The following is a 25,048-nucleotide window of genomic DNA, read 5'->3' on the forward strand; positions in this document are numbered from 1 at the left end:
GAAAACAATCTTCATTGGGTGTTGGATGTTCATTTTCGAGAGGATGCATGTAAAATCAAAGCAGAAAAAGCGATGCAAAATCTGTCACTGATCCGAAAGATCTGTTATAATCTTATGAAATTGGATAAACGATTTGACAAGAAGAAAAAAATGACCTATAAAAAGATGAGTATGTTATATACATATCATTTAGAATATGTGCAGGAATTGATTTTTGAGAAAATTGTAGAAAATATTTAAAAATATCCATCTAGGGAAATAGTTCTCTAAATGGATATTTTATGCGGTTGCCCTGGAGTTACAATATTTCCTCATTGACAATGAAGCTTTATATATGTTACGATTTACTATACATGAACAATGCAAACGCAGTGACGAAGAGAGTAGATTGTGGGAAGTTTTACAGAGAGATTCCGGTAGCTGAGAGGAATGAATGGAACACAGTTGAAGATGGCTTCCAAGCGGCGCAGATGAACGACAGCAGTGTGGATAATCTGCGATGGGTACCGCCCTTTACAGCGGGAAGTGCTGACAGGCACTTACAGAGGTCTTTGCCGTGAGGCAGGGATGAACAGAAGTGGTAACGCGAATCATCGCCTTCTGTCTGAGTATTTTGAAGATACTTGGACAGAAGGCTTTTTATTACATAGGAATTTTTTTCGGAATCCAATGTAATAAAATATTCAAAGAGAAGGAGTAATGAAAATGGCAGAGAAATTTTATATGACAACTGCAATCGCCTATACATCAGGCAAACCGCATATCGGAAACACATATGAGTTTGTTCTTGCAGATGCAATTGCAAGATACAAAAGAAGCAAAGGATACGACGTGTTTTTCCAGACAGGAACAGATGAGCACGGTCAGAAGATCGAATTAAAGGCAGAAGAAGCCGGTGTGACACCGAAGGAATTTGTAGATGGAGTTGCCGCACAGGTAAAAGAGATTGCAGATCTTATGAATACTTCTTATGACAAATTTATCCGTACAACAGATGAGTACCATGAAAAACAGGTACAGAAGATTTTTAAGAAATTATACGATCAGGGAGACATTTACAAAGGACATTATGAAGGAATGTACTGTACACCGTGTGAGTCTTTCTTCACAGAATCCCAGTTGGTAGACGGCAAATGTCCTGACTGCGGACGTCCGTGCGTTCCGGCGAAAGAAGAAGCATATTTCTTTAAAATGAGTAAGTATGCAGACAGACTGATCGAGCATATTAATACACATCCGGAATTTATTCAGCCGGAATCACGTAAGAACGAGATGATGAATAACTTCCTGCTTCCGGGGCTTCAGGATCTTTGTGTATCAAGAACCTCTTTTAAATGGGGAATCCCGGTAGATTTTGATCCGAAGCATGTTGTATATGTATGGCTGGATGCGCTGACAAACTACATTACAGGAATCGGTTATGATTGCGATGGCGAAAGTACAGAACAGTTTAAGAAAGACTGGCCGGCAGATCTGCATTTGATCGGGAAAGACATTATCCGTTTCCATACAATTTACTGGCCGATTTTCCTGATGGCGCTCGACCTGCCGCTCCCGAAACAGATTTTCGGACATCCGTGGCTGCTTCAGGGCGATGGAAAGATGAGTAAATCAAAAGGAAATGTAATCTATGCAGATGAGCTTGTGAAATTATTCGGCGTGGATGCAGTACGCTACTTTGTACTTCACGAAATGCCGTTTGATAATGACGGTGTGATTTCATGGGAACTGATGGTAGAACGTCTGAATTCAGATCTTGCCAATACACTTGGAAACCTTGTGAACCGTACAATTTCTATGACAAATAAATACTTTGGCGGAAGTGTTGCAGATAAAGGTGCAGCAGAAGCGGTAGATGCAGAATTGAAAGCAGTTGTAGAGGCGGCTTCCGGAAAAGTAGATGAGAAGATGGATAAGCTTCGTGTTGCAGATGCGATCACAGAGATTTTCAATGTATTTAAGCGCTGCAATAAATATATTGACGAAACAATGCCATGGGCGCTTGCAAAAGAAGAAGAGAAGAAAGACCGTCTTGAGACAGTACTTTATAATCTGATTGTAAGCATTTCCGAGGGAGCAAAACTTCTTTCATCATTTATGCCGGAAACAGCAGAGAAAATTCTTGCACAGTTAAACGGCGGAAATGTTGTTGAAAAACCGGAAATCTTATTTGCACGCCGTGATCTTGCAGAAGTCATGGAAGAAGTTGCAAAACTTCATCCGGCAGAAGAAAAAGAAGAAGAGAAAGCAGAAGATGAAAATGTAATCGACCTTGAACCAAAGGCAGAGATTACCTTTGATGATTTTGAAAAACTTCAATTCCAGGTAGGTGAGATCATTGCATGCGAGGAAGTAAAAAAGAGCAAAAAATTACTCTGCTCACAGGTAAAGATCGGAAGCCAGGTACGTCAGATTGTATCCGGAATTAAGGCGCATTATTCAGCAGAAGAAATGGTTGGCAAAAAAGTTATGGTTGTTACAAACCTGAAGCCTGCAAAACTGGCCGGAATCCTGTCAGAAGGTATGATTCTCTGTGCAGAAGATGCAGAAGGAAATCTGTCACTGATGGTTCCGGAGAAAGAAATGCCGGCAGGAGCTGAGATCTGCTAAATGACTTGATATTATATATTATGTCAAGACATGAACTAATTAAAAAATCCATGATGAAATAAATCTGGTAAAACAAAAGCAATAAGAGAGGCACATTTCCGGGAGAGTCGGAAATGTGCCTTTTGCAACTCAATATACATTTAACATTTGTGTTTCACATCTTTATACTTCACATGCATTTGAAGCACTTACAATGCGTTCCCACATATTGCAGGAAAGTAATGGATCCTGGTATAAAGTATATTTTGAAGAGGTGCCAGGATTGAGATAGAAACATTAAAATGTATGTAGCACTTTAAGCAATTGGAGTAATGGGATGAGAGATAAAAGACACTATGAACGAGATTTAGGACAGAATAGAATAAGCTTCTTGTTAAACTGCTGATTTTGTTGTAAAAATAAAATAACTAATTGTAAAATTTATATAAAAGGAGATTGGATAAGATGGAAAGGAAAAAGATGAAGAAGAGGGTAGTAGCTATTATTGCTACAGCAACTGCATGTATAATGATGGTGGGATGTACGCCGAAAGAAGAAAAAATTGAAGTGAATGCCTTCACTTCTTCATACGAGATATGGTGGATTATTTTGAGCAGGAAGGATTCATTTCGGAGGACTGCGAACCGGTTGATATCAATGAAACAACAGGATATCTCACAGACAATACGAACGGGGAGTTTACTGAGACGAAAGTGGCGGATAAAGCATATGATTATGAGGGACTCTGGCTGTTCTGGTGGGATCAGGAAAACAAGACAGACTTATATGGAAACTATGAGTCTATGGCTGCTAACCAGGGAACGATAGTCCTTGCCGGAGGCGCCGCGGTTCTTGAGACGGAAGCGGCAAACGGAGCTTACGCGATTGCATTTTCAGAGGACTATGAAAAGAAACAGGACGCGGTCAAAGCGTTCGAAACGCTGAAAAACGAATAGCAGCTTCAATATAACTGTGGAAGTACAAAAGCAGATGCTCTGAAATTAAGAAAAGGCAGGGAAACAATATGGAACGGGTTTTTGGAAAAGACAGGGGCAGCATGGGAAGCTTTTTTCGCATGCTGCAGAAGGCAAGACTTCCTTATCTATGGATTCTTGCATATATTGCCATTACAGCTCTTCTTACCAACGTAGGAATCAGCGTAACGGAATACACGGCCGAACTGTTTGCCGGAAATGTGAATTTTGGCACCGTGGTTCTTCCGTTTTTGGCTTTTACATTACTATCTCAGCTGATCAGTTCGGTCAGTAAGATTATGAGTAACTTGTGTGTTGCGCGAATTGACCGTAATATCAGGAAAATGATTTGGAGTAAGACCGTCAGGCTGCCACTTCGATATTACGAAAAAAATAATCCCAAAGAAATGATTTCCCGTATTACAACGGATATCACGGCGATCAGTCAGTTAATCATGCAAGTATTTGTTGCGATTCTCACTTCCGCGTACACGCTGGTCATTACGCTTAGAAAAATCGGATCCTACGACCAGAAGCTGATGATTGCTCTGATCGTGGTACTTCCGCTGAATTTAGTCATTGCATTCGTCATGGGAAAGATGAAGTTCGGAGTGCTTGATCTGGTAAATCAAAAAAATGCAGAGCTAACACAGACAATTGCAGAAAAAACTAACAATCTTCTTCTAATCAAATCTTACGGAAAAGAAGAAAAGGAGTTTCAGACAGGGCAGGAGAAGATGAAAGGGCTCTATAAAAGTTCAATTCTGAATGCGTGGCTGGATTCTCCACTCCGATGTATGCGTTGGTGGGCGCTATGCAGTTTATTGTGATTGTGATGGTAGGTCGAAACTTTTATTCATCTGGCGCATTGACGCTTACCCAATGGATTGCCTATTATGGATTTGCGGTAAACATCGTTAATCAGCTCAGCGCGTACTGTGGATATTGGACAACCTTCAAGGGTTCTCAGGGAGCAACTAGAAGAGTAGCCCAGATTATGGAAGAAATGGAAGAAGATGTAGAAGCCGGCGAGAATGTGGAACGGCTCAGCGGAGATATTGAATTAAAAGAGGTTGATTTTTCCTATGAGGAGAAACCGATATTCGATAAACTCAATCTGAAGATACCAGCAGGGCGTGTGACGGCGCTTATCGGACCGTCAGGAAGCGGAAAGACGACGCTTCTGAATCTGGTAGAGCGTATGTATCCGGTTTCGGGAGGTAAGATTTTATTTGGGGGCGAAGATACCGCACGGTATTCGCTCAAGAGCTTCCGAAGCGAAATCTCATATGTAACACAGGAAAGTACATTGTTTGCAGGAACGATACGCGACAATATCCTGTTCGGAATTAAGAGAGAAGTCACGGATGAAGAACTGGAAAAAGCATGTACGGACGCGGAAATCATGGATTTTATCAGGGAACAGCCGGAGGGATTCCTGGCGGATGTAGGCGAGCAGGGAGAGAAGCTTTCCGGCGGACAGAAACAGCGGATTGCTTTTGCGAGGGCGCTTCTAAAACAATCGGATTATCTGTTTATGGATGAGGCGACCGCGGCTATGGACATCCGGGGAAAAGATCAGGTATGGAAGAGTGTGAAACGGCATATGGAAGGTAAAACCGTGCTTATGGTTGCCCACGACAGACAGACCGTACAGAAAGCAGATTATATCATAGTAATGCATAACGGAAAGATTATCTGTCAGGGAGAACCGGCGGAAGTATATGCCGAGAATACATATTACCGAGAATTAATAGGAAGTGAGGGACAGGGCAGATGAAAAACAACAAACATGTGATATCATTTTTTCTGAGCTTTTACAGAAGGCTTTCAATTCCCTGGTGGCTCTACCTGATCGCATTCGGAAGCGGCGTGGTTTATGCCGAGGTCGGAATGAGAGTATCGAAGTATCTGGTCCGTGTGAACAAGGGGGAACTATATAATTCTGTTATTTTAGGCTATGTCTTTTTTACGCTCTTTAATGCATTGCTGGGATTTTTGAGACCGCTTGTGGAGGAGTATGCCAATCAAAAAGTGATCCTGCGGGTAAGGTTTTCGATGTGGAGGAAGATCCTGCATCTTCCGATGGATCAGTTCGAAAAGGGACAGCCGTCTTCGCTGGTGTCGGCCGTTACGAACGACGTAACTCAGGCGACTCTGGTGATCAGTGGAATATTCTCAGGAGCTGCGTCGCTGTTCGGATTTATCCGCGCCTGTATGATCTTGTATCAATACAATTCGCCTCTCGCAGCATACCTTTTGCTCTGCATACCGGTTGCGGTGGCAATGTTTATCATCGTCGGCAAGCTGCAGTTTACCATAATGAAAAAGCGCTATACAGCGTTGAATGAAATGACCACCTTTTTCTCCGAACACCTGTCGGCCGGAAAATATGTAAAAGCGCAGGTAATGGAAGAGAAAGAGCTGGAAAGCGGATATGCGGCAATTGATTCACGGTATAAGGCAGATATATACTATGCTTTCATGGAGCAGATTCAGGTTCTGACCAATTCCTTATACTCCCTTCTTACGACTGTCGTAATGGCAGTGGGCGGTTCCAGATTGATTAACGCCGGGAAAATGGAAGCGACAGGGATTAATATGTTCAGCACCTATATGACGCAGGTGAATCTCTATATGGCGGAGCTTTTGACGGTGTGGCAGAACGTGATGGGTTCGAAAGGCGCACTTGTCCATGTCGGGGATATTCTTGATATGGAAGAGGAGCATACGGAAAAAGGCAATTCCTGGACAGAATCCGAGAACAGAGATATTGTGTTCAAAAACGTGAACTTTGGATATGGGAGTGAAAAAGAAATCCTTCATGACTTTTCCGTTTGCATTCCGGGAGGAAAGACGACGGCGGTGATCGGAGATAACGGTTCCGGAAAATCTACGGTCATGAAATTGCTACAGGGATTCTACCAGCCTGATTCGGGAGAAATATGGGTTGGAGGAAACAAGATATGCGAAACGAGTCCCCAGGAATGTCATAAAAAATTTGGCTATGTACTTCAGAACAATCCGCTGATGTCAGGTACGATCCGAGATAACATTCTGTATGGCACAGAAGGAGAAACGCCGGAGGAAGAGATGAAAAAAGCGGCAGGAGAAGCCAGAGCGGATTCTTTTATAGATGCGCTTCCCAACGGATATGATACGACTCTTGGAGAGGCGGGGAACCGTTTGTCAAGCGGTCAGAAACAGAGGATTGCCATTGCCAGGGCATTGATTGCGAAGCCGGATTATCTGATACTCGACGAGGCGGGGGCGAATCTGGACCATGACACATATATGAAGATCTATCATGGTATCAGGAAGAAGATGGAAGGCAATACAATTGTTTTCATCGCCCATGATATGCGCGAGATTGCAGAAGCAGACTATCTGGTCGTTATGCATCACGGACGTCTTGAAGCCTGCGGAACCCATGAAGAAGTATTTGCCGTAAGCAGGACTTATCAGGAATATCTGCAGTCCGCTGAGGCATCTTAAAAGAAAGAAGGAATGATTATGAAGAAATTTACGATTGTGTCTTCCCTGCTTTTCGTGTTACTTTTTTGTGGGATGGTGGGATATGTGGCGTCTTCCGAAGACTTTACGCCTCCAAAGGAGGAGGAAGAAGCAGTCGTGCCGGAAGAAGAAGACAGGGAAGCGCCTGTCTGGAATACGACAGTAGATGAACTTGTCTCATTTCTGGAGGAGAAGGGGCTGATCCATGCAGACAGTAAAGTGACGCTCAGTGCGGAAGGTCTGTGTACGCTTGCTCTAAAGTATGACGGAGCCGAAATATACTGGTGGGATCTGGAGAATCTGGCCCCGGAATCTGATGAGTATCAGGCATATGAGAGTCTCAGGACAAAAGGAGAGATTGATTTATATGGCTCCGGTATGATTATCATGCCGAAGAAAAACGGTCCTTATGCACTTTTATTAACCTATTATGAAGGCGATGTGCAGGCGTTAGAAAAAGCGTTTGGAGAATTTGGTCAGGAGAATTGATTGATGAAAATGAAGCTTGTTTTGGTAGAAAAAGACGAAACTTTGCGTACACAGCTGGAAGAATTGCTGGCATTTTATAATTTATTTGATATTGTGAAAACCTTTGACGGAATCAATGAAGCCAATAAATATATCTGTCTGAACGAGGTGGACGCGGTATTTATCAATATCAGAACAGGGAATCCAAGATACAGCGGGGACGGCTCCTTTCTGGCATACAATCTGTCCCAGATAAAGCCGGATGTTCTTGTGGCGCTGTATTCGGAAGAAAAGTTAGAGGCGGGGATGGTATTTGACTGCTGCTGCGATGAATACTTTCGGCTTCCGTTTGATAACCGTGTGCTTCAGCGGGTGGTTAAGCGGCTGCAGTATTTGTTTGAGCTGCTCCAATACAAACGGTTATCTGTGAACCGTTCTATGATGATCAAGACGCGAAACGGATATCAGCTTGTGGATATTGATAAGGTTCTCTTTATCGAACGGATGGACCGAAAGAACAAGATGGTGATGGTGGACGGAAAAGAGATGATTCTTTCCGGATATTCCATGAATGAATTGGAACAGATTCTGGAAGGGTATAATTTTTACCGGTGCTATCAGTCTTTTATCGTGAATCTTTCCAGAGTATCTTATGTCCGGGCAGATAACGAAGCGAAAAATTTTGCTCTGATTTTCGAAGGATATGCGGGGGAAGTTATGGTGAGCCGCGATAAATATACGGAAGTACTGCAGCTTCTGAAAAATAAATATGCGAAGCTTACGCTTTAGGAGGAGAAAGATGAAGTCAAAAGTTTTATCGTTTGCCGAATATGATCAGGTGGATATCAGTATGTACAAGAAAGTATTCAAGCTTGATGAGAAGGCGTACAAGAAAGAAATAGATTTTATAAAGAACAAGAACAGCACATGGGAAGAAGTGGAGGAAGTTACGGCCGGAGTGCTTATTGTATGCGATATGGAATCGGCAAATCCGTTTTTTAGCAGAAAGAATCTGGAAATTATGGTAGGACAGGGGTTCTTTCACAAGAAGCTGGAAGAGATGTGCATCGGGCTGAAAAAAGGAACGGTCAGCGTGCTAGATGTTAGTGGGGAGAAAGTGACCGTAACAGTTCGTTCCATTCAGCAAAAAAAGATTCCTGTGATCACGGACGAGATGATAGAAGCTCTTGGAATTGAAGGAGTGAGCAATGTAAAACAATATGAGGATTATCTGATTTGTGAGCAGAAAAAAAAGATTGCGGAGAACGAGGCATACGAAGTCGTCCAATATGTGATGGACAAAGTATTTGAGGCAAGTACGTTCGATCTTAAGAAGGCTGACTGGAAAGAAATGACAGATCATGAAATTAAGAGATTGAAGGCAATCTCCAGAGAACAGGGGTTGAATCTGGAAACCATGACGCCAGAGGACTTTGAAGGGAAGATGCCGTTCTCAAGCTATTATGAATTATTCGCAAGCGTGCAGAATGATTCATGGAACAGGCTTTGCGGATATCTTTTGGGGAGAAAATACGCAGAAAAAGACGGCGTCGGATATACGATGGAGCAATACCGTGATGATATGGAAGAGTACGTGAAATTTTGGCATGAAACGAAAGAAAATGCAGAAAAAATCAATACTTATGAATATTCGGAAATTATGTTTTATGTAAATTATTATTCGAAGAAAGTAAAAGAATACGTAATAGAAAATTTTTTTAAGGAGAAAGAGTAGATGGCAATTCAATATGCAGATAATGAGAGTTTTAAAGAGCAGATTAAGGAAGGATTCGTGATCGTGGATTTCTTTTCCACAACATGCGTACCGTGTAAAGCTTTTTCACGTATTTTGGAAGAGTTAGACGCGGAGCTTCCGTTTATCAACATCGTAAAAGTGAACACTACAGATTATCCGAAGCTTGGCAAAGAGAATCGCATTTTTGCGGTTCCAACTGTTCGATTCTACAAAGACGGTGAAAAAAAGTTTGAGAACGTAGGTGTGATGGAAGTTGAGGAAATAAAAGAGAAGATTAAAGAATTCATGTATTAAGAGGAAATAGATATGGAAATCGGAGAAAAAATCTATGGATTTGAAGTTAAAGAAAAGAAGTATGTGCGGGAGGTCGAAGGAAATATTATTCAGATGGAGCATCTGTCAACTGGAGCGCAGGTCATTGTCATAGATAATCAAGACGTTAAAAAGAGCTTTCTGGTTGGATTTCGGACCATACCAAAGGACAGTACGGGAGTTTTTCATATTTTGGAACATTCTGTGCTGAACGGTTCCCGCAGATATCCGGATAAATCTATGTTTGTCAATCTGATGAAACATTCCATGGCAGAATTTGTTAATGCAATTACATATCCGGATCATACGGTATATCCATTTTGTACAGAGAATGACAAGGATTTTATGAATCTGATGGACGTTTATCTAAATGCTGTATTTTGCCCGAATGTTCTTACGGATAAAGAGATATTTGAACAGGAGGGCTGGCATTTCCAGTGCGAAGACGGAAAAAATCCAGAGATTAGCGGCGTTGTCTATAATGAGATGAAGGGGGTTTTCTCATCCCTGGACAGTATATTAGAGGATGAAATATCTAAGGCAATGTTTCCGGAAACGGCCTATCGTTTTGTTTCTGGAGGATTTCCGGATACGATTCCCGCGCTATCTTATGAGGAATTTCTGGAATATTACAGGACGTTTTATAATGCTTCCAACTGCTGTATTGTTCTATATGGGAGAATGAATACGGAACAAATATTGGAGTATATTGACAAAGTTTATCTGGGAAAAATGAAACGTTCAGAACCGGCAAAGCCGGTTATGCTGCAGAAACCCGTAAAGGGAATCCGAAATAAGCTGTATGATAAGGAGAAGTTCGGCAATCAGGGTGTGTTTGCTTCATGCACCTATAGTTTGGGTGATTTTGACAACCGGGAACGTATGAATGCAGTCTATATCCTTATGCAGGCGATTATGGGGGAAGACGAGGCGCCGATGAAGAAAGGGCTTATTCAGAGCCTGGGAATCCCGGAGATTCAGTATTTTATCATGGATGGTATCAGACAGCCCTATTTTGCCATTAAAATAAAGAATACGGACAAGGAAACTGCCGGCCGGTTGAAAATGGCTATTACAGAACAGGCAGACAGGCTTTGCAGAGAAGGAATCGGAGAAGAGGTATTAGTTTCGGCAATCAACCGTCTGGAATTTTGGATGAGGGAAAAAGGAGGAAGCTGGCCAGAAGGAATTGAATATGTACTGGATATTGCCGGTGGATGGACGCAGGGAACCGGACCTTGCGAGATGATAGAATTTGAAGAGACCTATGTGAAGATGCGGACTCTTGTAAAGGAAGGGTATTTTGAAGCACTTTTAAAGAAAATTTTTCTGGAAAATGCTCATGAGGCAGAGGTTTTCCTGGAACCTTTTGAAAATGCCGAAGAGAAAGGGCAGGAAGAAGAGACAGAAGACCTGCCGGGTCTGTCTGCGGATGATCTGCTTCATAAGAAGGAGGAGCCGCTCACAAGGGTGGAGGAAGAATCAGGTATTACATACCTAAAGCAGGAGCTTCCTTCAAAAGGAGTGGTATATCAAAGTTACTATTTTGATATCAGTGAGCTGGAACCGGAGAAAGTTCCTTATGCAAAGCTGTTTTCCGAACTTTTGGGAATTCTTCCTACGAGAATGCACAGCTTGGAAGAATTAGTGATTGAGAAGAATATGTGGCTTGGAAATGTAAGGACTTATTTGGAAGCGTACACCAATACAGATGATATTCGGCATGTTAGGCTTAAATTTGTGATGGATATCAGTTGTCTGGAACAGAATCTTCTAAGAGCAGTAAAACTGGGGGAAGAGCTGTTATATAATACCATTCTTGAGCATCCTGAGGTCATTCTGAAAAGGATCAGACAGAGCCGGATGGAACTGGAGAGGGGATTTGTCATCAGTGGAAACAGTTATGCGTCCGGCCGCGCGGCAGCACACTATATGACGGAAGGAGCGGCAAGAGAACGTTATAGTGGAATTCTCTATTATCAGTCTTAGGAAAACTTTTGAAGAACTTTGACGCAGAGCAGGGGCAGATTATCCGGGAACTTAAGGAAATTCAGAAGAAGATTTGCCGTAAGTCCAATCTGGTGATAAGTTTTACAGGTACAGAGAAAGCTTACGCCGATTTCCGCCAGTTGATCGCAGCTTCCGGGTTCTGCAGCAGTATAAGGGAAAGGGAACCTAGATGGTATCAGGACAAATTGCTTCCTGGAAAATCGGAGGCATTTATCATTCCGTCGGAGGTATCTTATGTTGCGCTTGGAGGAATCGGGGAATATACCGGTGAGGATTATCTTCTTGGCAGAATGGTAAGCTTTGATTACTTGTGGGCAAAGATCCGTGCTGAAGGAGGGGCTTACGGCTGTCAGATGTCTGTACTCCCAAATCAAAGCTGGACTATGAGTTCCTATCGAGATCCGAACGTAAAAAGGACGATAGAATCCTTCCGCAACACTGCAAGGTGGTTAAAAGATCTTGAACTAGGGGAACAGGAGCTTCTGAATTATAAGATTGGTGCTGTTGCCGGATATGACCGAACTCCCAAAACATATGTACAGACAAAACGAATGGATTCCTGGTATCTGCGGCAGGAAGAACCGCGGGTTAGGGAAAAAGTTAGAGAAAGGTTGCTAAAGGCGTCGGAAGAAGATTTGAAAAACAGGTGTCAGGCGATGGAGAGCTTTGCCAAAGAGGGAACTGTCTGTGTTCTGGGAAACAGAGCGAGGATCGAAGAGGCAGCCGACCAATTCGACAATGTAACGGTACTGATGGAGTAAATGTAAGGAGTTGGAAGCAGGAATTGTCGGATATTATATATATCTAAATGAACAGTAAGGGGGAAGGAATTGTGGCAGAAGAAATAAAAGAAACAAATAAGAAGATTATAGAGATGATGACAAAATGAAAAAGAACACCAACGAAAAATTAATGAATTTATTGGGTGTTGTAACCGGGAATGCAATATTAGCTCTTGCTGTAGTTGCTTTTATTGTTCCGGCAGGGATTCCAATGGGAGGGGCAACCGGCTTAGGAATTGCAGGAAATCATTTTTGGGGAATTCGGACTTCAATTATCGTCTTTAGCTTGAACAGTATATTGCTTATCATAGCATGGTTTATTCTGGGAAAAGGATTCGTAAAAAAAACTTTATTGAGTACATTTATCTATCCCTTATTTCTTGAACTGTTACAGAAAATTCCAGGAATCACAACTATGACAGACAATATACTGTTGTCTGCCATTTTTGGAGGACTTCTTGTAGGCGTCAGCATGGGGATTGTGGTAAGGGTCGGAGGATCGACGGGAGGAACGGATATTATTGCCATGATAGCAAACAAAAAAACGTCTCTTTCAGTCGGTGTTACGGTGTATATGGTAGATTTTGTAGTTTTAGGCATACAGGCTTCTTTCTCTGATATGGAGCAAATACTTTATGGGATTATACTGACTCTTCTGGCAACAGTTGTGATTGATAAAGTTGTTCCGAATGGAAAGGTCTCTATGCAGGTGATGATTATTTCAAGAGAGTATAAAAAGATTCAGGAAAAAATATTGCAGGACATAGAAGCCGGAGTGACGCTTTTTCACATACAGACGGGATATAGCGGTGAAGAACAGAAAGGAGTTATGTGTGTAATTCCAAGACACAAACTATTTGCTTTGAAAGAGATGGTCTGTGAAACAGATCCGTTTGCGTTTCTTACCATTAATCAGATTAACGAGGTGAATGGTCAGGGATTTACCAGAGAACGTATTGCATATGAAGAACTCAAAAAGGAAATAATATAAACTCTGGGAGGTTCAAATGGCAGCGTTTATTGCACCTGTCAAGATTTCTATTTTAAACCAATTTTAGGACTCTTGTATCAAGATTTAATATTGGGATTTCATTGAAGTTGACGGTAAAGGAATGTGGGTAAAGGAATGCGCAGCAATCCCTCTTGACAATCCCCCCTCTCTTCCTTTACAATAACCATTATCTGAATATATTTTGGACATGGAAGAGGATTAGTACATACCGGGAATGGCACAGAGAGAAGATGAGTGGTGAGACATCTTTCCAGGAAACGTATGGAACCTGCCTTGGAGTCTCTGCATGAAAATGCAGCGTAGCGGCCGGCGATAACGGTTGGAAAGAGAATTGTCAGATGATTGGAAGATAAAAGATCAGATGACAGTTAATCAGGGTGGTACCGCCGAAGTTTTCGGTCCCTTTTAGGGATTTGAGCTTCGGCGTTTTTTGTTGCACATGAAAAAATTTATTAAGAAATAGAAATGAAAAGGAGAATGAGACAATGGCAAAGGAAAAGAAATTTGTTGAATCGATCACATCAAGAGATGTGGATTTTGCTCAGTGGTATACAGATGTTGTCCGCGAGGCAAAGCTTTGTAATTATTCAAGCGTAAAGGGATGCCTGATCTATGAGCCAAACGGCTATGCAATCTGGGAGAATATCCAGAAAGATCTGGATGCCCGTTTTAAAGCAACAGGTGTGGAGAATGTTTATATGCCGCTTCTGATTCCGGAGAGCCTTCTTCAGAAAGAAAAAGATCATATTGAAGGATTTGCACCGGAAGTTGCATGGGTAACGCATGGAGGAATGGAGCCGCTTCAGGAAAGAATGTGTATCCGCCCGACATCTGAGACATTATTCTGCGATTACTGGAGCAGAACCGTACAGTCTTACCGTGATCTTCCGAAGGTTTGGAATCAGTGGTGTTCTGTTCTTCGCTGGGAGAAGACAACAAGACCGTTCTTACGTTCCAGAGAGTTCTTATGGCAGGAAGGACATACGATCCACGCGACTTATGAAGAAGCAGAACAGAGAACGCTGACAATGCTTCAGGTATACAGAGATTTTGTAGAGCAGGATTTAGCAATTCCGCTTCTTGTCGGAAGAAAGACAGACAGTGAGAAATTTGCCGGAGCAGAAGATACTTATACGATTGAGGCAATGATGCATGACGGTAAGGCGCTTCAGTCAGGTACAAGCCATTTCTTCGGAAGCGGCTTTGCAGATGCATTTGAGATTCAGTATCTTGATAAAGATAATCAGTTAAAGAGTGTTTATGAGACATCCTGGGGTGTATCTACACGTATTATCGGTGCAATTATTATGGTGCACGGAGATGACAGCGGCCTTGTGCTTCCGCCAAGAATCGCTCCGACTCAGGTGCGGGTAATTCCGATCGCGCAGCATAAAGAAGGTGTGCTTGATAAAGCGAACGAGCTGCTTCAGGCACTGAGAGCTTCCGGATATCGTGCAGAGATTGATGATTCTGAGAAGAGCCCGGGATGGAAGTTCAGTGAGCAGGAAATGCTTGGTATTCCGGCTCGTATTGAGATCGGACCGAAAGACATTGAGAATAATCAGGCAGTTGTTGTACGCCGTGATACAAGAGAGAAGATCGTTGTTTCTCTTGATGAGCTTACAGTGAAACTCGGTGAGATTCTTGAGACAATGCAGAAAGATATGTATGACAGAGCGAAAGCATATCGTGATGAGCGTGTTTATACAGCTGCAAATATGGATGAGATGAAAGAAATTGCTGCAAATAAACCAGGATTTATTAAGGCAATGTGGTGCGGCTGTGAAGAATGTGAAAAACAGATTAAAGAACTGACTGGCGGAGTGACATCAAGATGTATTCCGGAAGAGCAGGAACAGATTTCTGATGTCTGCGTATGCTGTGGAAAACCGGCAAGAAGTATGGTTTACTGGGGCAAGGCATATTAGAAACGAGGGGGAAGTCGTTCATGAGAATGAATTTACCGCCGAACGTTAATCGAATTATTCATACACTTCAAGAGAATGGATTTGAGGCGTACGCAGTCGGGGGCTGCGTACGCGATTCTATTTTGGGAAGAGTTCCGGGAGACTGGGATATTACCACGTCGGCCTCTCCCCAGGAGATTAAAAGTCTGTTTTCACATACGGTAGATACGGGGATTGAGCATGGTACTGTTACAGTCCTGATGGACAGAGAAGGGTTTGAGGTAACAACTTACCGGGTAGACGGCGATTATGAAGACTGCCGCCACCCGAAGAGCGTGCAGTTTACAAGAAATCTGAGAGAAGATCTGCTGCGTCGGGATTTTACGATTAATGCAATGGCGTACAATGATGAAGATGGGCTGGTAGACATTTTTGGCGGAATGGAAGATCTTGAGAAGAGAATGATCCGCTGTGTCGGCTGTGCCAGAGAGCGGTTCAGAGAAGATGCACTGCGCATTATGCGGGCGGTGCGTTTTGCGGCGCAGCTTGGATTTGAAATCGAGGAAGAGACAAAAGAAGCAATCAGAGCACTTGCAGGCAATCTGCGTCAGATTAGTGCGGAGAGAATCCAGACAGAATTAGTGAAGCTAATGACATCGCCGCATCCGGAATTGATCCGGGAGGCATATGAGCTTGGGATTACGGCAGTGATCCTTCCGGAATTTGATCGTCTGATGGATACCACGCAGGAAACACCGCATCATTTTTGTAATGTGGGAGAGCATACGATCCATGTAATCTGTGCTGTGAGAAATGACAGGATACTCCGTCTGGCAGCGCTGTTTCATGATTTTGGAAAACCGGATATGAAAAGTATTGATGCAGAAGGTGTGGCGCATTTTACAGGACATGGGAAACGCAGCGAGGAAATGACGAGGGTTATTTTGAAACGGCTGAAATTCGATAACTATACGCTGCGAAATGTATGCAAGCTTGTTTTATATCACGATTATCATTATAAGACGAAGGCGACTCCGGAAAATGTGCGCAGGAGTATGGCGATCATCGGAGAAGAACTTTTTCCTTATTACATCGAACTGCGAAGAGCAGATATGATGGGGCAAAGTGAATATCGAAGAGCAGAGAAGATGGCAAACCTTCATCTGGTAGAACAGTATTATCATGAGACACTGGAGAAGGGAGACTGCGTGTCTCTGAAAACGCTTGCAGTGACAGGGAAAGATTTAATAGAAGCCGGAATCCAGCAGGGAAAAGCAGTTGGAGAGACGTTAGAGAAGCTTCTTGATGCGGTCCTTTCGGATCCGGAGAAAAATACAAAGGAAGAACTACTGAAACTGATCTAAAAGGCAGGCACTGACTATTCTTGTGGTTGAGTCATACTTATCGGGACGAATTCATACATTAGAGGGAACGAAGTAAGAATTCTGGAGGTAAGTATGAAAGAGTATGAATTAGAAGTTTTGGAACAATATGATATAGAAGTGAAGAATGTAAAGCGGGGGCGGAACAGCTTTCTGCTCGATACAGACCGTGGGCTCTGCATAGTGCAGAACACAGGAATGTCTGAGAGGCGGGCGGAGAGTATGGATCGTCTCTGTCTGCATTTGCGGGAGGGTGGATGCCGATTGGTGGATAATCCGATCGCCAATAAAGAAGGAGCATTTGTTTCGAAGCTGGAAGACGGAACGGTTTATCTTGTAAAGAAATGGTTTGCAGGCAGGGAATGCAATGTACAGAAAGAGTATGAGATTACAGAGGCAGTAAAAAATCTGGCATTTTTGCATAATGTGCTTGCAGAACCGGCAGACAATCTTCAGGACGATATGCCGATTGGTACGAAACCGGAGGAGGAACTTCAAAGATACAATCAGAAACTTCGCAAGATCAGAGGTTTTATACGGAAACGCCCGGCAAAGAATGAATTTGAGTTATTGTTTTTGAGCTGCTTTGAAGAAATGTATGCATTTGCGAAAGAAGTCACAGGGAAGGCAGAGGAGTGCCGGAAACTTTATGAGGAAAGTAAAAGGAAGCAGATGCTTGTGCACGGAGACTATAATTATCATAACCTGATTATGACTTCAGAGGGGATTGCCACCGTGAATTTTGATAATTTTAGAGTTGATATCCAGGCGGGAGATCTATACTATTTCATGCGTAAAATTATGGAAAAAAACCATTGGGACAGACATCTGGGAGAACAGATTATCCGCTCTTATACAAGAATCCATCCGCTTTCCGGAGCAGAAATGGAGTATCTGGCGCTGCGGCTTGCATATCCAGAGAAATTTTTTAAAGCAGCCAATACATATTATCAGTCAAATAAAGCAAGGATTCCGCAGAAAAGTGTCGAAAAACTAATGCTTTCTGTCCAGGAAACAAAGGAGAAAAAGCGGTTTTTAGGGGACATATTTTCTTTTCATTTATAGGTAAGTGGTGTATAATGAAACTATCTTTAGACATTTACCTAACGGTAAGAGAAAGCGAGAATTCGCATAAGAAAGGAATCCAGGAGGTTGATTACAATGGACTATCAGAAAAAATATCAGGAATGGCTTGAGAATCCATATTTTGATGCAGAAACAAAGGCAGAATTACAGGCGATTTCCGAAGATGATAAAGAGATTAAGGAGCGTTTCTATAAAGATCTGGAATTTGGAACTGCGGGACTTCGGGGAATTATAGGGGCAGGAACAAATCGGATGAATATCTATACGGTCCGCAAGGCAACACAGGGATTGGCGAACTATATTATCAAGAAGGGCGCACAGGAACAGGGAGTAGCGATTGCTTACGATTCACGTCGGATGTCTCCTGAATTTGCAGACGAGGCAGCTCTTTGTCTTGCGGCAAATGGAATCAGAGCATATGTATTCGAATCACTTCGTCCGACACCAGAGTTATCTTATGCAGTGCGCAAGCTTGGATGTATTGCCGGAATTAATATTACAGCGAGCCATAACCCGCCGGAATACAATGGATATAAGGTATACTGGGAAGACGGAGCACAGATTACACCGCCGCATGATAAAGGAATTATGGATGAGGTGAATGCGATAGAGCGCCATGATGAATGTAAGACAGTAAGCCTTGGAGAAGCAAAGGAAAAGAATCTGTATATTGTGATCGGCTCTGAAATTGACGATGCATATATCGCTGAACTGAAGAAGCAGGTACTTCATCAGGATGCCATTGACAAGATGAAGAGCGAACTGAAGATTGTTTACAGTCCGCTTCACGGAACCGGTAATATTCCGGCAAGACGTGTTTTGAAAGAACTTGGTTTTGAGCATGTTTATGTAGTAAAAGAACAGGAACTTCCGGACGGTAACTTCCCAACAGTGTCTTATCCGAATCCAGAGGCAAAAGAAGCATTTGAACTCGGACTAAAACTTGCAAAAGAAGTAGATGCAGACCTTGTACTTGCAACAGATCCGGATGCAGATCGTCTTGGCGTTTATGTAAAAGATACAGTATCAGGAGAGTATAAAGTACTTACCGGTAATATGTCCGGCTGCCTGCTGGCAGATTATGAGATCACACAGAGAAAGGCATTAAAAGGACTTCCGGAAGACGGATATCTGATTAAGACAATTGTTACATCCAATATGGCTGATGCCATTGCAAAAGAAAATGGCATCGGATTGATCGAAGTTCTGACAGGATTCAAATATATCGGACAGCAGATTCTTGGCTTTGAGACAAGCGGAAAAGGCGAGTATGTATTTGGATTTGAAGAGAGCTATGGATGTCTGATCGGAACACATGCAAGAGATAAAGATGCGATTGTTGCAACAATGGCTCTCTGCGAGGCGGCTGCTTACTATAAGACACAGGGCAAGACGCTATGGGATGCTATGATTGATGCCTATGAGAAGTACGGATATTACAAAGACGATATCCAGTCTATCACTTTAAAAGGAATTGAAGGACTTGCCAAGATTCAGGAGATTCTTGAAACACTTAGAAAAGAACCGCCAAAAGCATTTGGTGCATATAAAGTAGAAAAAGTGAGAGACTATCAGGCAGATACAATTACGGATCTTGCAACAGGTGAGACAGCGCCAACGGGACTGCCGAACTCAAATGTACTTTATTATGAGTTAAATGATGCGGCATGGGTATGTGTAAGACCATCCGGAACAGAGCCAAAAGTAAAATTCTACTATGGTGTGAAAGGCTCTTCTCTGGCAGATGCAGACAGCAAATCCGAAGAGTTAGGAAAGACGATTCTCGAAATGATTCAGGAAATGCTGTAAATCATCAAAAAAAGCCGGAAAATGTGCAGATACAGGCGAATTTTCTTGACAAAGTGAAAAATGCGTGGTTATACTGAGAGAGATATTAACACGCTGGTACTTCAGCCAATCGGGGCTGTTTATCATATCCAGAGTTCTATAACAAGAGGAGGAAGAATTTTCATGAATAAAACAGAACTTATTGCAGCAATCGCTGAGAATGCAGAATTATCAAAAAAAGATTCTGAAAAAGCTTTAAAAGCATTTGTAGATGTAATCGCAGAAGAATTAAAAAAAGGTGAAAAAGTACAGCTTGTAGGTTTTGGTACATTTGAAGTCAGCGAGAGAGCTGCAAGAGAAGGAAGAAATCCGCAGACAGGAAGCACAATGGTAATTCCGGCTTCTAAGTCACCGAAGTTTAAACCAGGTAAAGCATTCAAGGATGCGATCCAGTAAGATTCGAGAATAGATTGAATACAAATGCATTATAAGGCAGCTTATAATGCCATTTTTTAGGAGAAAGAAAGATGAGATTAGACAAATTTTTAAAAGTATCCAGACTGATCAAGCGCCGGACAGTGGCAAATGAAGCGTGTGATGCCGGAAGAGTGCTTGTGAATGGAACGGTAGCAAAGGCTTCTGTAAAAGTGAAACCGGGAGATGTGATTGAGATTCAGTTTGGAACAAAGACGGTAAAGGCAGAGGTGCTGCAGATTCAGGAAACAACGAAGAAAGATGAGGCGAAAGAACTCTTCCGCTATCTGTAGAGAGTTTCTGGCATAAATGCGGACGACCTTTCATACAATTAGGAAAGAAGAACATGTTGTGTGGAGGGAGTGTATAATTTATGGAAGAAAGACAGATTCAGAAAGCACACAAGCTAGTTGTCAATAATAGAAAAACAAGTACAGTAACAGGGGTGTTGGATGTGCTTTCCTTTGACTTGAATGAGATTCTTCTTGAAACAGAGCAGGGGATGCTGATGGTAAAAGGAAGTGATCTGCATGTGAACCGTTTGAGCCTGGAAAAAGGAGAAGTTGATCTGTCCGGGACGATTGACAGTATCGCGTATTCAGAAATTCATGCAGTGGGCAAGCAGGGTGAGAATTTGTTTGCCAAGCTGTTCCGATAGCCTATGATCTTAGGAATTGAACGAGAGGCAGCGATTTTTGCAGATGCGCTTCTTACCGGTTTTTTTATTTGGGGCGTTTATACATCTCTTCGCATTTTCCGAAGAATTGTGAAGCACAAAATGGCAGTTGTTGCGGCAGAAGATCTTACATATTGGTTTTGGACAGCATTATTTTTATTTCGGGAAATGTATCTTACCTGTGACGGCAGTATTCGGTGGTATTTTGTGCTTGGCGTATGTCTTGGAGGAGCAGCCGGGTATGGAATACTGACATGGATCGGGAAAATATGTCGGATTCTGAAGGGTTGTTTTTCTGGAAAAAGGGGAAAACCACTTGAACATTCCCGGAAAAGACGTTAATATAAACATGATAACGGATAACCTGATAGAGAAAGTAAGGGAGAATGCAATGGCAGGCATTAAGCAGAAGAGCCGCGCGAGAAAGCAGAGAAAGCGTATTTTGCATCATAAACAGAGTATATTGATGATTAGTGGAGTCATGCTCTTTCTCGTAGTTGTGATAACAGTGGGCGGTATGTCCTTGAAAGCAAAGAACGCTGCATATCAGGAGCAGCAGGAAGAGCTGCAGAGTCAGATTGATGAAGCGAAAGAACGTGCGGATGAGATTGACGATCTGGAAGAATATGTAGGATCTGATTCATATACAGAAGAAGTTGCCCGTGAGAAATTGGGACTTGTGTATCCGGATGAGATTATATTAGAGCCAGAGAACTAAAATAAATATGATTAATAAATTTTACGAAAGATAACTTCCGGAGACAGAGGTCTCCGGAAGTTTCTTTTGTTTATGAGGAGGACTGAATATGAGAGACACGAAAGAGCAGATGGCGGTGATGGAAAACCCATATGTAGAGCAGATTGAGAAATTTGCCGCATCACTTCAGAAGCTGTCCGGCATATTTCTGAGTCTGGAAGGGACGAAAGAAACATTTGCACCGGAAGAAGTGGAACAGATGCTCGACCAGGTGCATAGAAAGGTGTGTGCATCCTGTGAGGAGTACGAGATTTGTATGAAAGAACGGCAGAAAGAGATGCGGCAGTTCATTTATGACCTTCTTTTGACAATTGAGAATTACGGTGCAGATCTGAATATTGAAATGAAACGAAAACTTGAGAAGCGGTGCTGTGCTTCAGAGGAATTGCTGGAAGAATTGTTAGAAGCGTTTGGAAGTGCAAAACAGGAACTGCTTTGGAATAACCGGATTGTGCAGAACCGGCAGGGATGTGCAAAGCAAATGGATTTGTTTACAGAAGTAGTAAGGCAGGCGGCGAAGGAAATTGGAGCCAGTATCTTTCGGGACGAGCATCTTGAGAAAAAACTGCGGAATCGCTTCCGGAAAAGCGGCATACGTCTTCTCCAAAGCCTGTTTTTTGTAACGGAAAATGGACGATACGAAATCCATGTTACGATCAAGGCGATGAAGCATCAGTGTATTACAACAAAAGAGGTAGCAAGAATTGTGTCTTCCTGCACAGGGAAACATTTGATTCTTCAGGCAGATGAACGTCCGATCCTGCCGGAAGAATACTGTACGGTTGTATGCATGGAAAGCGCTTCTTTTTATTCGCTGCGAGGGGTTGCCAAAATCGGAAAGGGATGCGATAAGATTTCCGGAGATAATTTTCTTATGATGGAATTGCCGGGAGGAAAGGAAGGGGCGGCAATCTCAGACGGAATGGGATCGGGAGAGAAGGCATTTCGGGAGAGCGCCCGTGTGGTAGAACTTCTGGAGGAACTTCTGGAAGCCGGATATCCGCACAAAATGGCGCTTCAGCTCATGAATACAGCGCTTGTGGCGGGGCGGGAGGAAATCTGTTTTTCTACAATTGATATGAGCATCTTTGATATGTATTCCGGCGTGTGTGAATTTATAAAAGTCGGAGCTTCTACGACATTTGTAAAATGTGGACAAGAGGTGGAGCGGATTACTTCGACAAGTCTTCCGCTTGGTGTTGTGCAGAATCTGGAATTTGATACGGTAACAAGGCAGCTTGAGAGCGGGGATGTAGTAGTAATGGTAACAGACGGAGTTATGGATGCGCTTCCGGTAGGCGAACAGGAACTTGTGCTGGAAACGATTATCAAAGGAACAGAGATTCAGAACCCAACGGAGATGGCGGAACATATTCTTGAACAGGTGTTGAATTTTACCGGAGAGAAACCGCTTGACGACATGACGGTACTTGTAATTGGAATCTGGAATGCTTAGAATTTGAAATGTGAGAATTCGGAATAGGAGAATGTGTAAGGAAATGTGCCAAAAAGCGGGAAGCTTGACTTTGAACAGAAAATTCATTATATTTGTACTGGAATCTAATAATGATGATAGAGCAGAAATTACTGCATAGATGACAGGATCAAAGTTATGATAGAAAAAATCAGAGCATATGTGAAGAAATATCATATGCTGGAACAATCAGATATTGTAATTGCAGGCATATCAGGGGGAGCAGACTCGGTATGCCTTCTTTTCGTATTAATGGATCTGCAAAAAGAGATTGGGTTTCAAATCCGCACAGTGCATGTGCATCATGGGCTGCGTGGGGAAGCGGCAGATGCGGACGCAGCTTTTGTGAAGAAACTGACAGAACAATACAAAATCCCCTGCACAATTTATTACTATGATGTGGAATTAGAAGCGAAAAAACGGAAACAATCTACAGAAGAGGCAGGGAGAGAAGTACGCCGGGAAGCGTTTCGAAAAGAACGGGATCTATATGGCGGAACGAAAATTGCACTGGCTCACCACAGCGATGACAATGCAGAAACATTTCTCATGAATCTTATCAGAGGGAGCCGGCTGCAGGGACTTGGAGGAATGCGTCCGGTGTCCGACAGCATGATCCGGCCGCTTTTGTGTGTCGGAAGAAAAGAAATTGAAATGTACCTGGAAGAGAGACAGATATCCTACTGTACAGATGCAACTAATTTTGAAAATATTTACACAAGAAATAAACTTCGCAATTGTGTGATACCGTATTTGGAAGAGGAAATAAATCCGGCAGCAGTAGCGCATATAAATCAGACAATGGAACAGCTTCGGCAAATCAGTGATTATATGAATACTCAGGTGGAGAAAGCCTTTGATGACTATGTGAAAATAGAGGGAGAGGAAGTAATGATCCGGATAGCGGCAAAGTCAGCGCTCGCAGAAGTCATTTTTCATATGCTCTGCCACCGTGTCATTGCGGAAGCGGCGGGAAGTGAGAAAAATATCGGTCAAAAGCATGTAGAGCTGTTGAGTTCTATGTGGGATCAGCAAAAGGGAAGTAAACTGTCTTTGCCGTATCGGCTGACAGCCGTGCATGAAGAAGCGTGCATTTGCATTAAGAAAATGGAAGAAAAGAATCAGCGGGAACGAAAAGGAGAAACAGACAGCAAAGAAGCTTCGTATCCGATTGTTCCGGGAATGCAGTTAAGAATAGAAAATAGCGTTATTACTGCAAAATTAATAGAAAAATCTTCCTCAGATGCTGTAAATGTGCCAGATAATATATATACGAAATGGTTTGATTATGATATAATAAAAGATACTGTAATAGTCAGAAAACGGCGTCCGGGAGATTATATTATAATTGATAAGTCCGGGAAAAAGCAGAAATTGAAATCTTATTTTATTAATGAAAAGATTCCAAAAGAAGAGAGAGACCGGATCTGGCTTGTTGCACAGGGAAGTCATGTGCTGTGGATAGCGGGATATCGCAGAGGATGTGCGGCATATGTCTTAGAAGAAACAGAAAGAATTTTAGAAATCACGATACATGGAGGAGAAAAAGATGTCAGAAACAATTAGAGAACTTATTTCAGAAGCTGCACTTGATGCGAGAATCAGAGAGCTGGGCAAACAGATCAGTGAAGATTATGCAGGAAAGCAGGTACATTTAATCTGCGTTTTAAAAGGCGGAGTATTTTTTATGTGTGAACTTGCTAAGAGAATCACTGTTCCGGTGTCAATGGATTTCATGAGTGTGGGAAGCTACGGAGATGGAACAACATCAAGCGGTGTCGTAAAGATTGCAAAAGATCTTGACGAAAGTCTGGAAGGAAAGGATGTTCTTGTTGTGGAAGACATTATTGATTCTGGAAGAACATTATCTTATCTGCTTGAGATTCTTGCGAAGAGAGGACCAAAGAGCATGAAGCTTTGTACACTGCTTGACAAACCGGATCGCCGTGTCAGAGAAGTGAAGGTAGACTATACAGGATTTGTGATTCCGGATGAATTTATCGTAGGATATGGTCTGGATTATGCACAGAAGTACAGAAATCTGCCGTATATCGGTATTGTTGAAGGAATTGAATAGGAAGGAGCAGC

The 25,048-nt window shown here is 42.5% G+C and carries 24 protein-coding genes, 1 pseudogene and 2 other annotated features; all 25 genes and pseudogenes read left to right on the top strand.

Annotated elements, in window-relative coordinates:
* Positions 1-240, top strand: a pseudogene (locus DWX73_RS13520) (hypothetical protein); the annotation flags it as partial.
* 122 nt (positions 241-362) lie between these two features.
* Positions 363-604: a binding site (T-box leader), on the top strand.
* A gap of 101 nt (positions 605-705) precedes the next feature.
* Positions 706-2,610, top strand: a complete 1,905-nt coding sequence (metG, locus tag DWX73_RS05745) for a methionine--tRNA ligase (RefSeq protein ID WP_118347724.1) — start codon at positions 706-708, stop codon at positions 2,608-2,610.
* 575 nt (positions 2,611-3,185) lie between these two features.
* Complete coding sequence (locus DWX73_RS05750) at positions 3,186-3,545, top strand: hypothetical protein (RefSeq protein ID WP_118347726.1); 360 nt, start codon at positions 3,186-3,188, stop codon at positions 3,543-3,545.
* 68 nt (positions 3,546-3,613) lie between these two features.
* A complete protein-coding gene (locus DWX73_RS05755) occupies positions 3,614-4,393 on the top strand; it encodes an ABC transporter transmembrane domain-containing protein (protein WP_118347728.1) in 780 nt (259 codons plus the stop codon).
* Positions 4,357-5,343: an ABC transporter ATP-binding protein gene (locus tag DWX73_RS05760; RefSeq protein WP_118347730.1), complete on the top strand. Its 987-nt coding sequence runs from the start codon at positions 4,357-4,359 to the stop codon at positions 5,341-5,343. The genes DWX73_RS05755 and DWX73_RS05760 overlap by 37 nt, the downstream gene beginning before the upstream one ends.
* A complete protein-coding gene (locus tag DWX73_RS05765; protein WP_118347732.1) occupies positions 5,340-7,058 on the top strand; it encodes an ABC transporter ATP-binding protein in 1,719 nt (572 codons plus the stop codon). The genes DWX73_RS05760 and DWX73_RS05765 overlap by 4 nt, the downstream gene beginning before the upstream one ends.
* Positions 7,059-7,076: 18 nt before the next feature.
* On the top strand, positions 7,077-7,565 hold the full coding sequence (locus tag DWX73_RS05770; RefSeq protein WP_055158334.1) for a hypothetical protein: 489 nt from the start codon (positions 7,077-7,079) through the stop codon (positions 7,563-7,565).
* Positions 7,566-7,568: 3 nt separating this feature from the next.
* A complete protein-coding gene (locus DWX73_RS05775) occupies positions 7,569-8,333 on the top strand; it encodes a LytR/AlgR family response regulator transcription factor (protein ID WP_118347734.1) in 765 nt (254 codons plus the stop codon).
* Positions 8,334-8,343: 10 nt separating this feature from the next.
* Positions 8,344-9,279 carry a hypothetical protein gene (locus tag DWX73_RS05780; RefSeq protein ID WP_118347736.1) on the top strand — a complete coding sequence of 312 codons (936 nt, stop codon included), beginning with the start codon at positions 8,344-8,346 and terminating at the stop codon, positions 9,277-9,279.
* Complete coding sequence (locus DWX73_RS05785) at positions 9,280-9,594, top strand: thioredoxin family protein (RefSeq protein ID WP_118347738.1); 315 nt, start codon at positions 9,280-9,282, stop codon at positions 9,592-9,594.
* A gap of 12 nt (positions 9,595-9,606) precedes the next feature.
* Positions 9,607-11,601: an insulinase family protein gene (locus tag DWX73_RS05790; RefSeq protein WP_118347740.1), complete on the top strand. Its 1,995-nt coding sequence runs from the start codon at positions 9,607-9,609 to the stop codon at positions 11,599-11,601.
* An 8-nt stretch (positions 11,602-11,609) separates the two neighbouring features.
* Positions 11,610-12,383: a hypothetical protein gene (locus DWX73_RS05795; RefSeq protein WP_118347742.1), complete on the top strand. Its 774-nt coding sequence runs from the start codon at positions 11,610-11,612 to the stop codon at positions 12,381-12,383.
* 124 nt (positions 12,384-12,507) lie between these two features.
* Positions 12,508-13,395 carry a YitT family protein gene (locus DWX73_RS05800; RefSeq protein WP_118347744.1) on the top strand — a complete coding sequence of 296 codons (888 nt, stop codon included), beginning with the start codon at positions 12,508-12,510 and terminating at the stop codon, positions 13,393-13,395.
* Between the two features lie 200 nt (positions 13,396-13,595).
* Positions 13,596-13,823 (top strand) — a binding site (T-box leader).
* Positions 13,824-13,901: 78 nt separating this feature from the next.
* Positions 13,902-15,344, top strand: a complete 1,443-nt coding sequence (gene proS / locus DWX73_RS05805; RefSeq protein ID WP_118347746.1) for a proline--tRNA ligase — start codon at positions 13,902-13,904, stop codon at positions 15,342-15,344.
* A 20-nt stretch (positions 15,345-15,364) separates the two neighbouring features.
* On the top strand, positions 15,365-16,687 hold the full coding sequence (locus DWX73_RS05810; protein WP_118347748.1) for a CCA tRNA nucleotidyltransferase: 1,323 nt from the start codon (positions 15,365-15,367) through the stop codon (positions 16,685-16,687).
* A gap of 93 nt (positions 16,688-16,780) precedes the next feature.
* Entirely contained in the window at positions 16,781-17,770 is a 990-nt protein-coding gene (locus tag DWX73_RS05815; protein ID WP_118347750.1) for a MarR family transcriptional regulator, read from the top strand.
* 96 nt (positions 17,771-17,866) lie between these two features.
* Positions 17,867-19,600, top strand: coding sequence for a phospho-sugar mutase (locus DWX73_RS05820; RefSeq protein ID WP_118347752.1), 1,734 nt, complete (start codon positions 17,867-17,869; stop codon positions 19,598-19,600).
* A 162-nt stretch (positions 19,601-19,762) separates the two neighbouring features.
* Positions 19,763-20,035, top strand: a complete 273-nt coding sequence (locus DWX73_RS05825; RefSeq protein ID WP_118347754.1) for an HU family DNA-binding protein — start codon at positions 19,763-19,765, stop codon at positions 20,033-20,035.
* Positions 20,036-20,106: 71 nt separating this feature from the next.
* Entirely contained in the window at positions 20,107-20,346 is a 240-nt protein-coding gene (locus DWX73_RS05830; protein WP_118347756.1) for an RNA-binding S4 domain-containing protein, read from the top strand.
* Between the two features lie 80 nt (positions 20,347-20,426).
* On the top strand, positions 20,427-20,711 hold the full coding sequence (gene yabP / locus DWX73_RS05835) for a sporulation protein YabP (RefSeq protein ID WP_118347758.1): 285 nt from the start codon (positions 20,427-20,429) through the stop codon (positions 20,709-20,711).
* Between the two features lie 3 nt (positions 20,712-20,714).
* Positions 20,715-21,071 (top strand): spore cortex biosynthesis protein YabQ, encoded by a 357-nt coding sequence (gene yabQ, locus DWX73_RS05840; RefSeq protein WP_118347760.1) that lies wholly within the window; start codon positions 20,715-20,717, stop codon positions 21,069-21,071.
* Between the two features lie 49 nt (positions 21,072-21,120).
* Positions 21,121-21,447 (top strand): septum formation initiator family protein, encoded by a 327-nt coding sequence (locus tag DWX73_RS05845; protein ID WP_118347762.1) that lies wholly within the window; start codon positions 21,121-21,123, stop codon positions 21,445-21,447.
* Positions 21,448-21,535: 88 nt separating this feature from the next.
* Positions 21,536-22,942 carry a SpoIIE family protein phosphatase gene (locus DWX73_RS05850; RefSeq protein WP_118347764.1) on the top strand — a complete coding sequence of 469 codons (1,407 nt, stop codon included), beginning with the start codon at positions 21,536-21,538 and terminating at the stop codon, positions 22,940-22,942.
* Positions 22,943-23,098: 156 nt separating this feature from the next.
* Positions 23,099-24,526: a tRNA lysidine(34) synthetase TilS gene (gene tilS / locus DWX73_RS05855; RefSeq protein ID WP_118347766.1), complete on the top strand. Its 1,428-nt coding sequence runs from the start codon at positions 23,099-23,101 to the stop codon at positions 24,524-24,526.
* Positions 24,510-25,037: a hypoxanthine phosphoribosyltransferase gene (gene hpt, locus DWX73_RS05860; RefSeq protein ID WP_118347768.1), complete on the top strand. Its 528-nt coding sequence runs from the start codon at positions 24,510-24,512 to the stop codon at positions 25,035-25,037. The genes tilS and hpt overlap by 17 nt, the downstream gene beginning before the upstream one ends.
* Positions 25,038-25,048 lie beyond the last annotated feature (11 nt).

This window comes from Coprococcus sp. AF21-14LB (assembly GCF_003458885.1).
Classification (GTDB): domain Bacteria; phylum Bacillota; class Clostridia; order Lachnospirales; family Lachnospiraceae; genus UBA9414.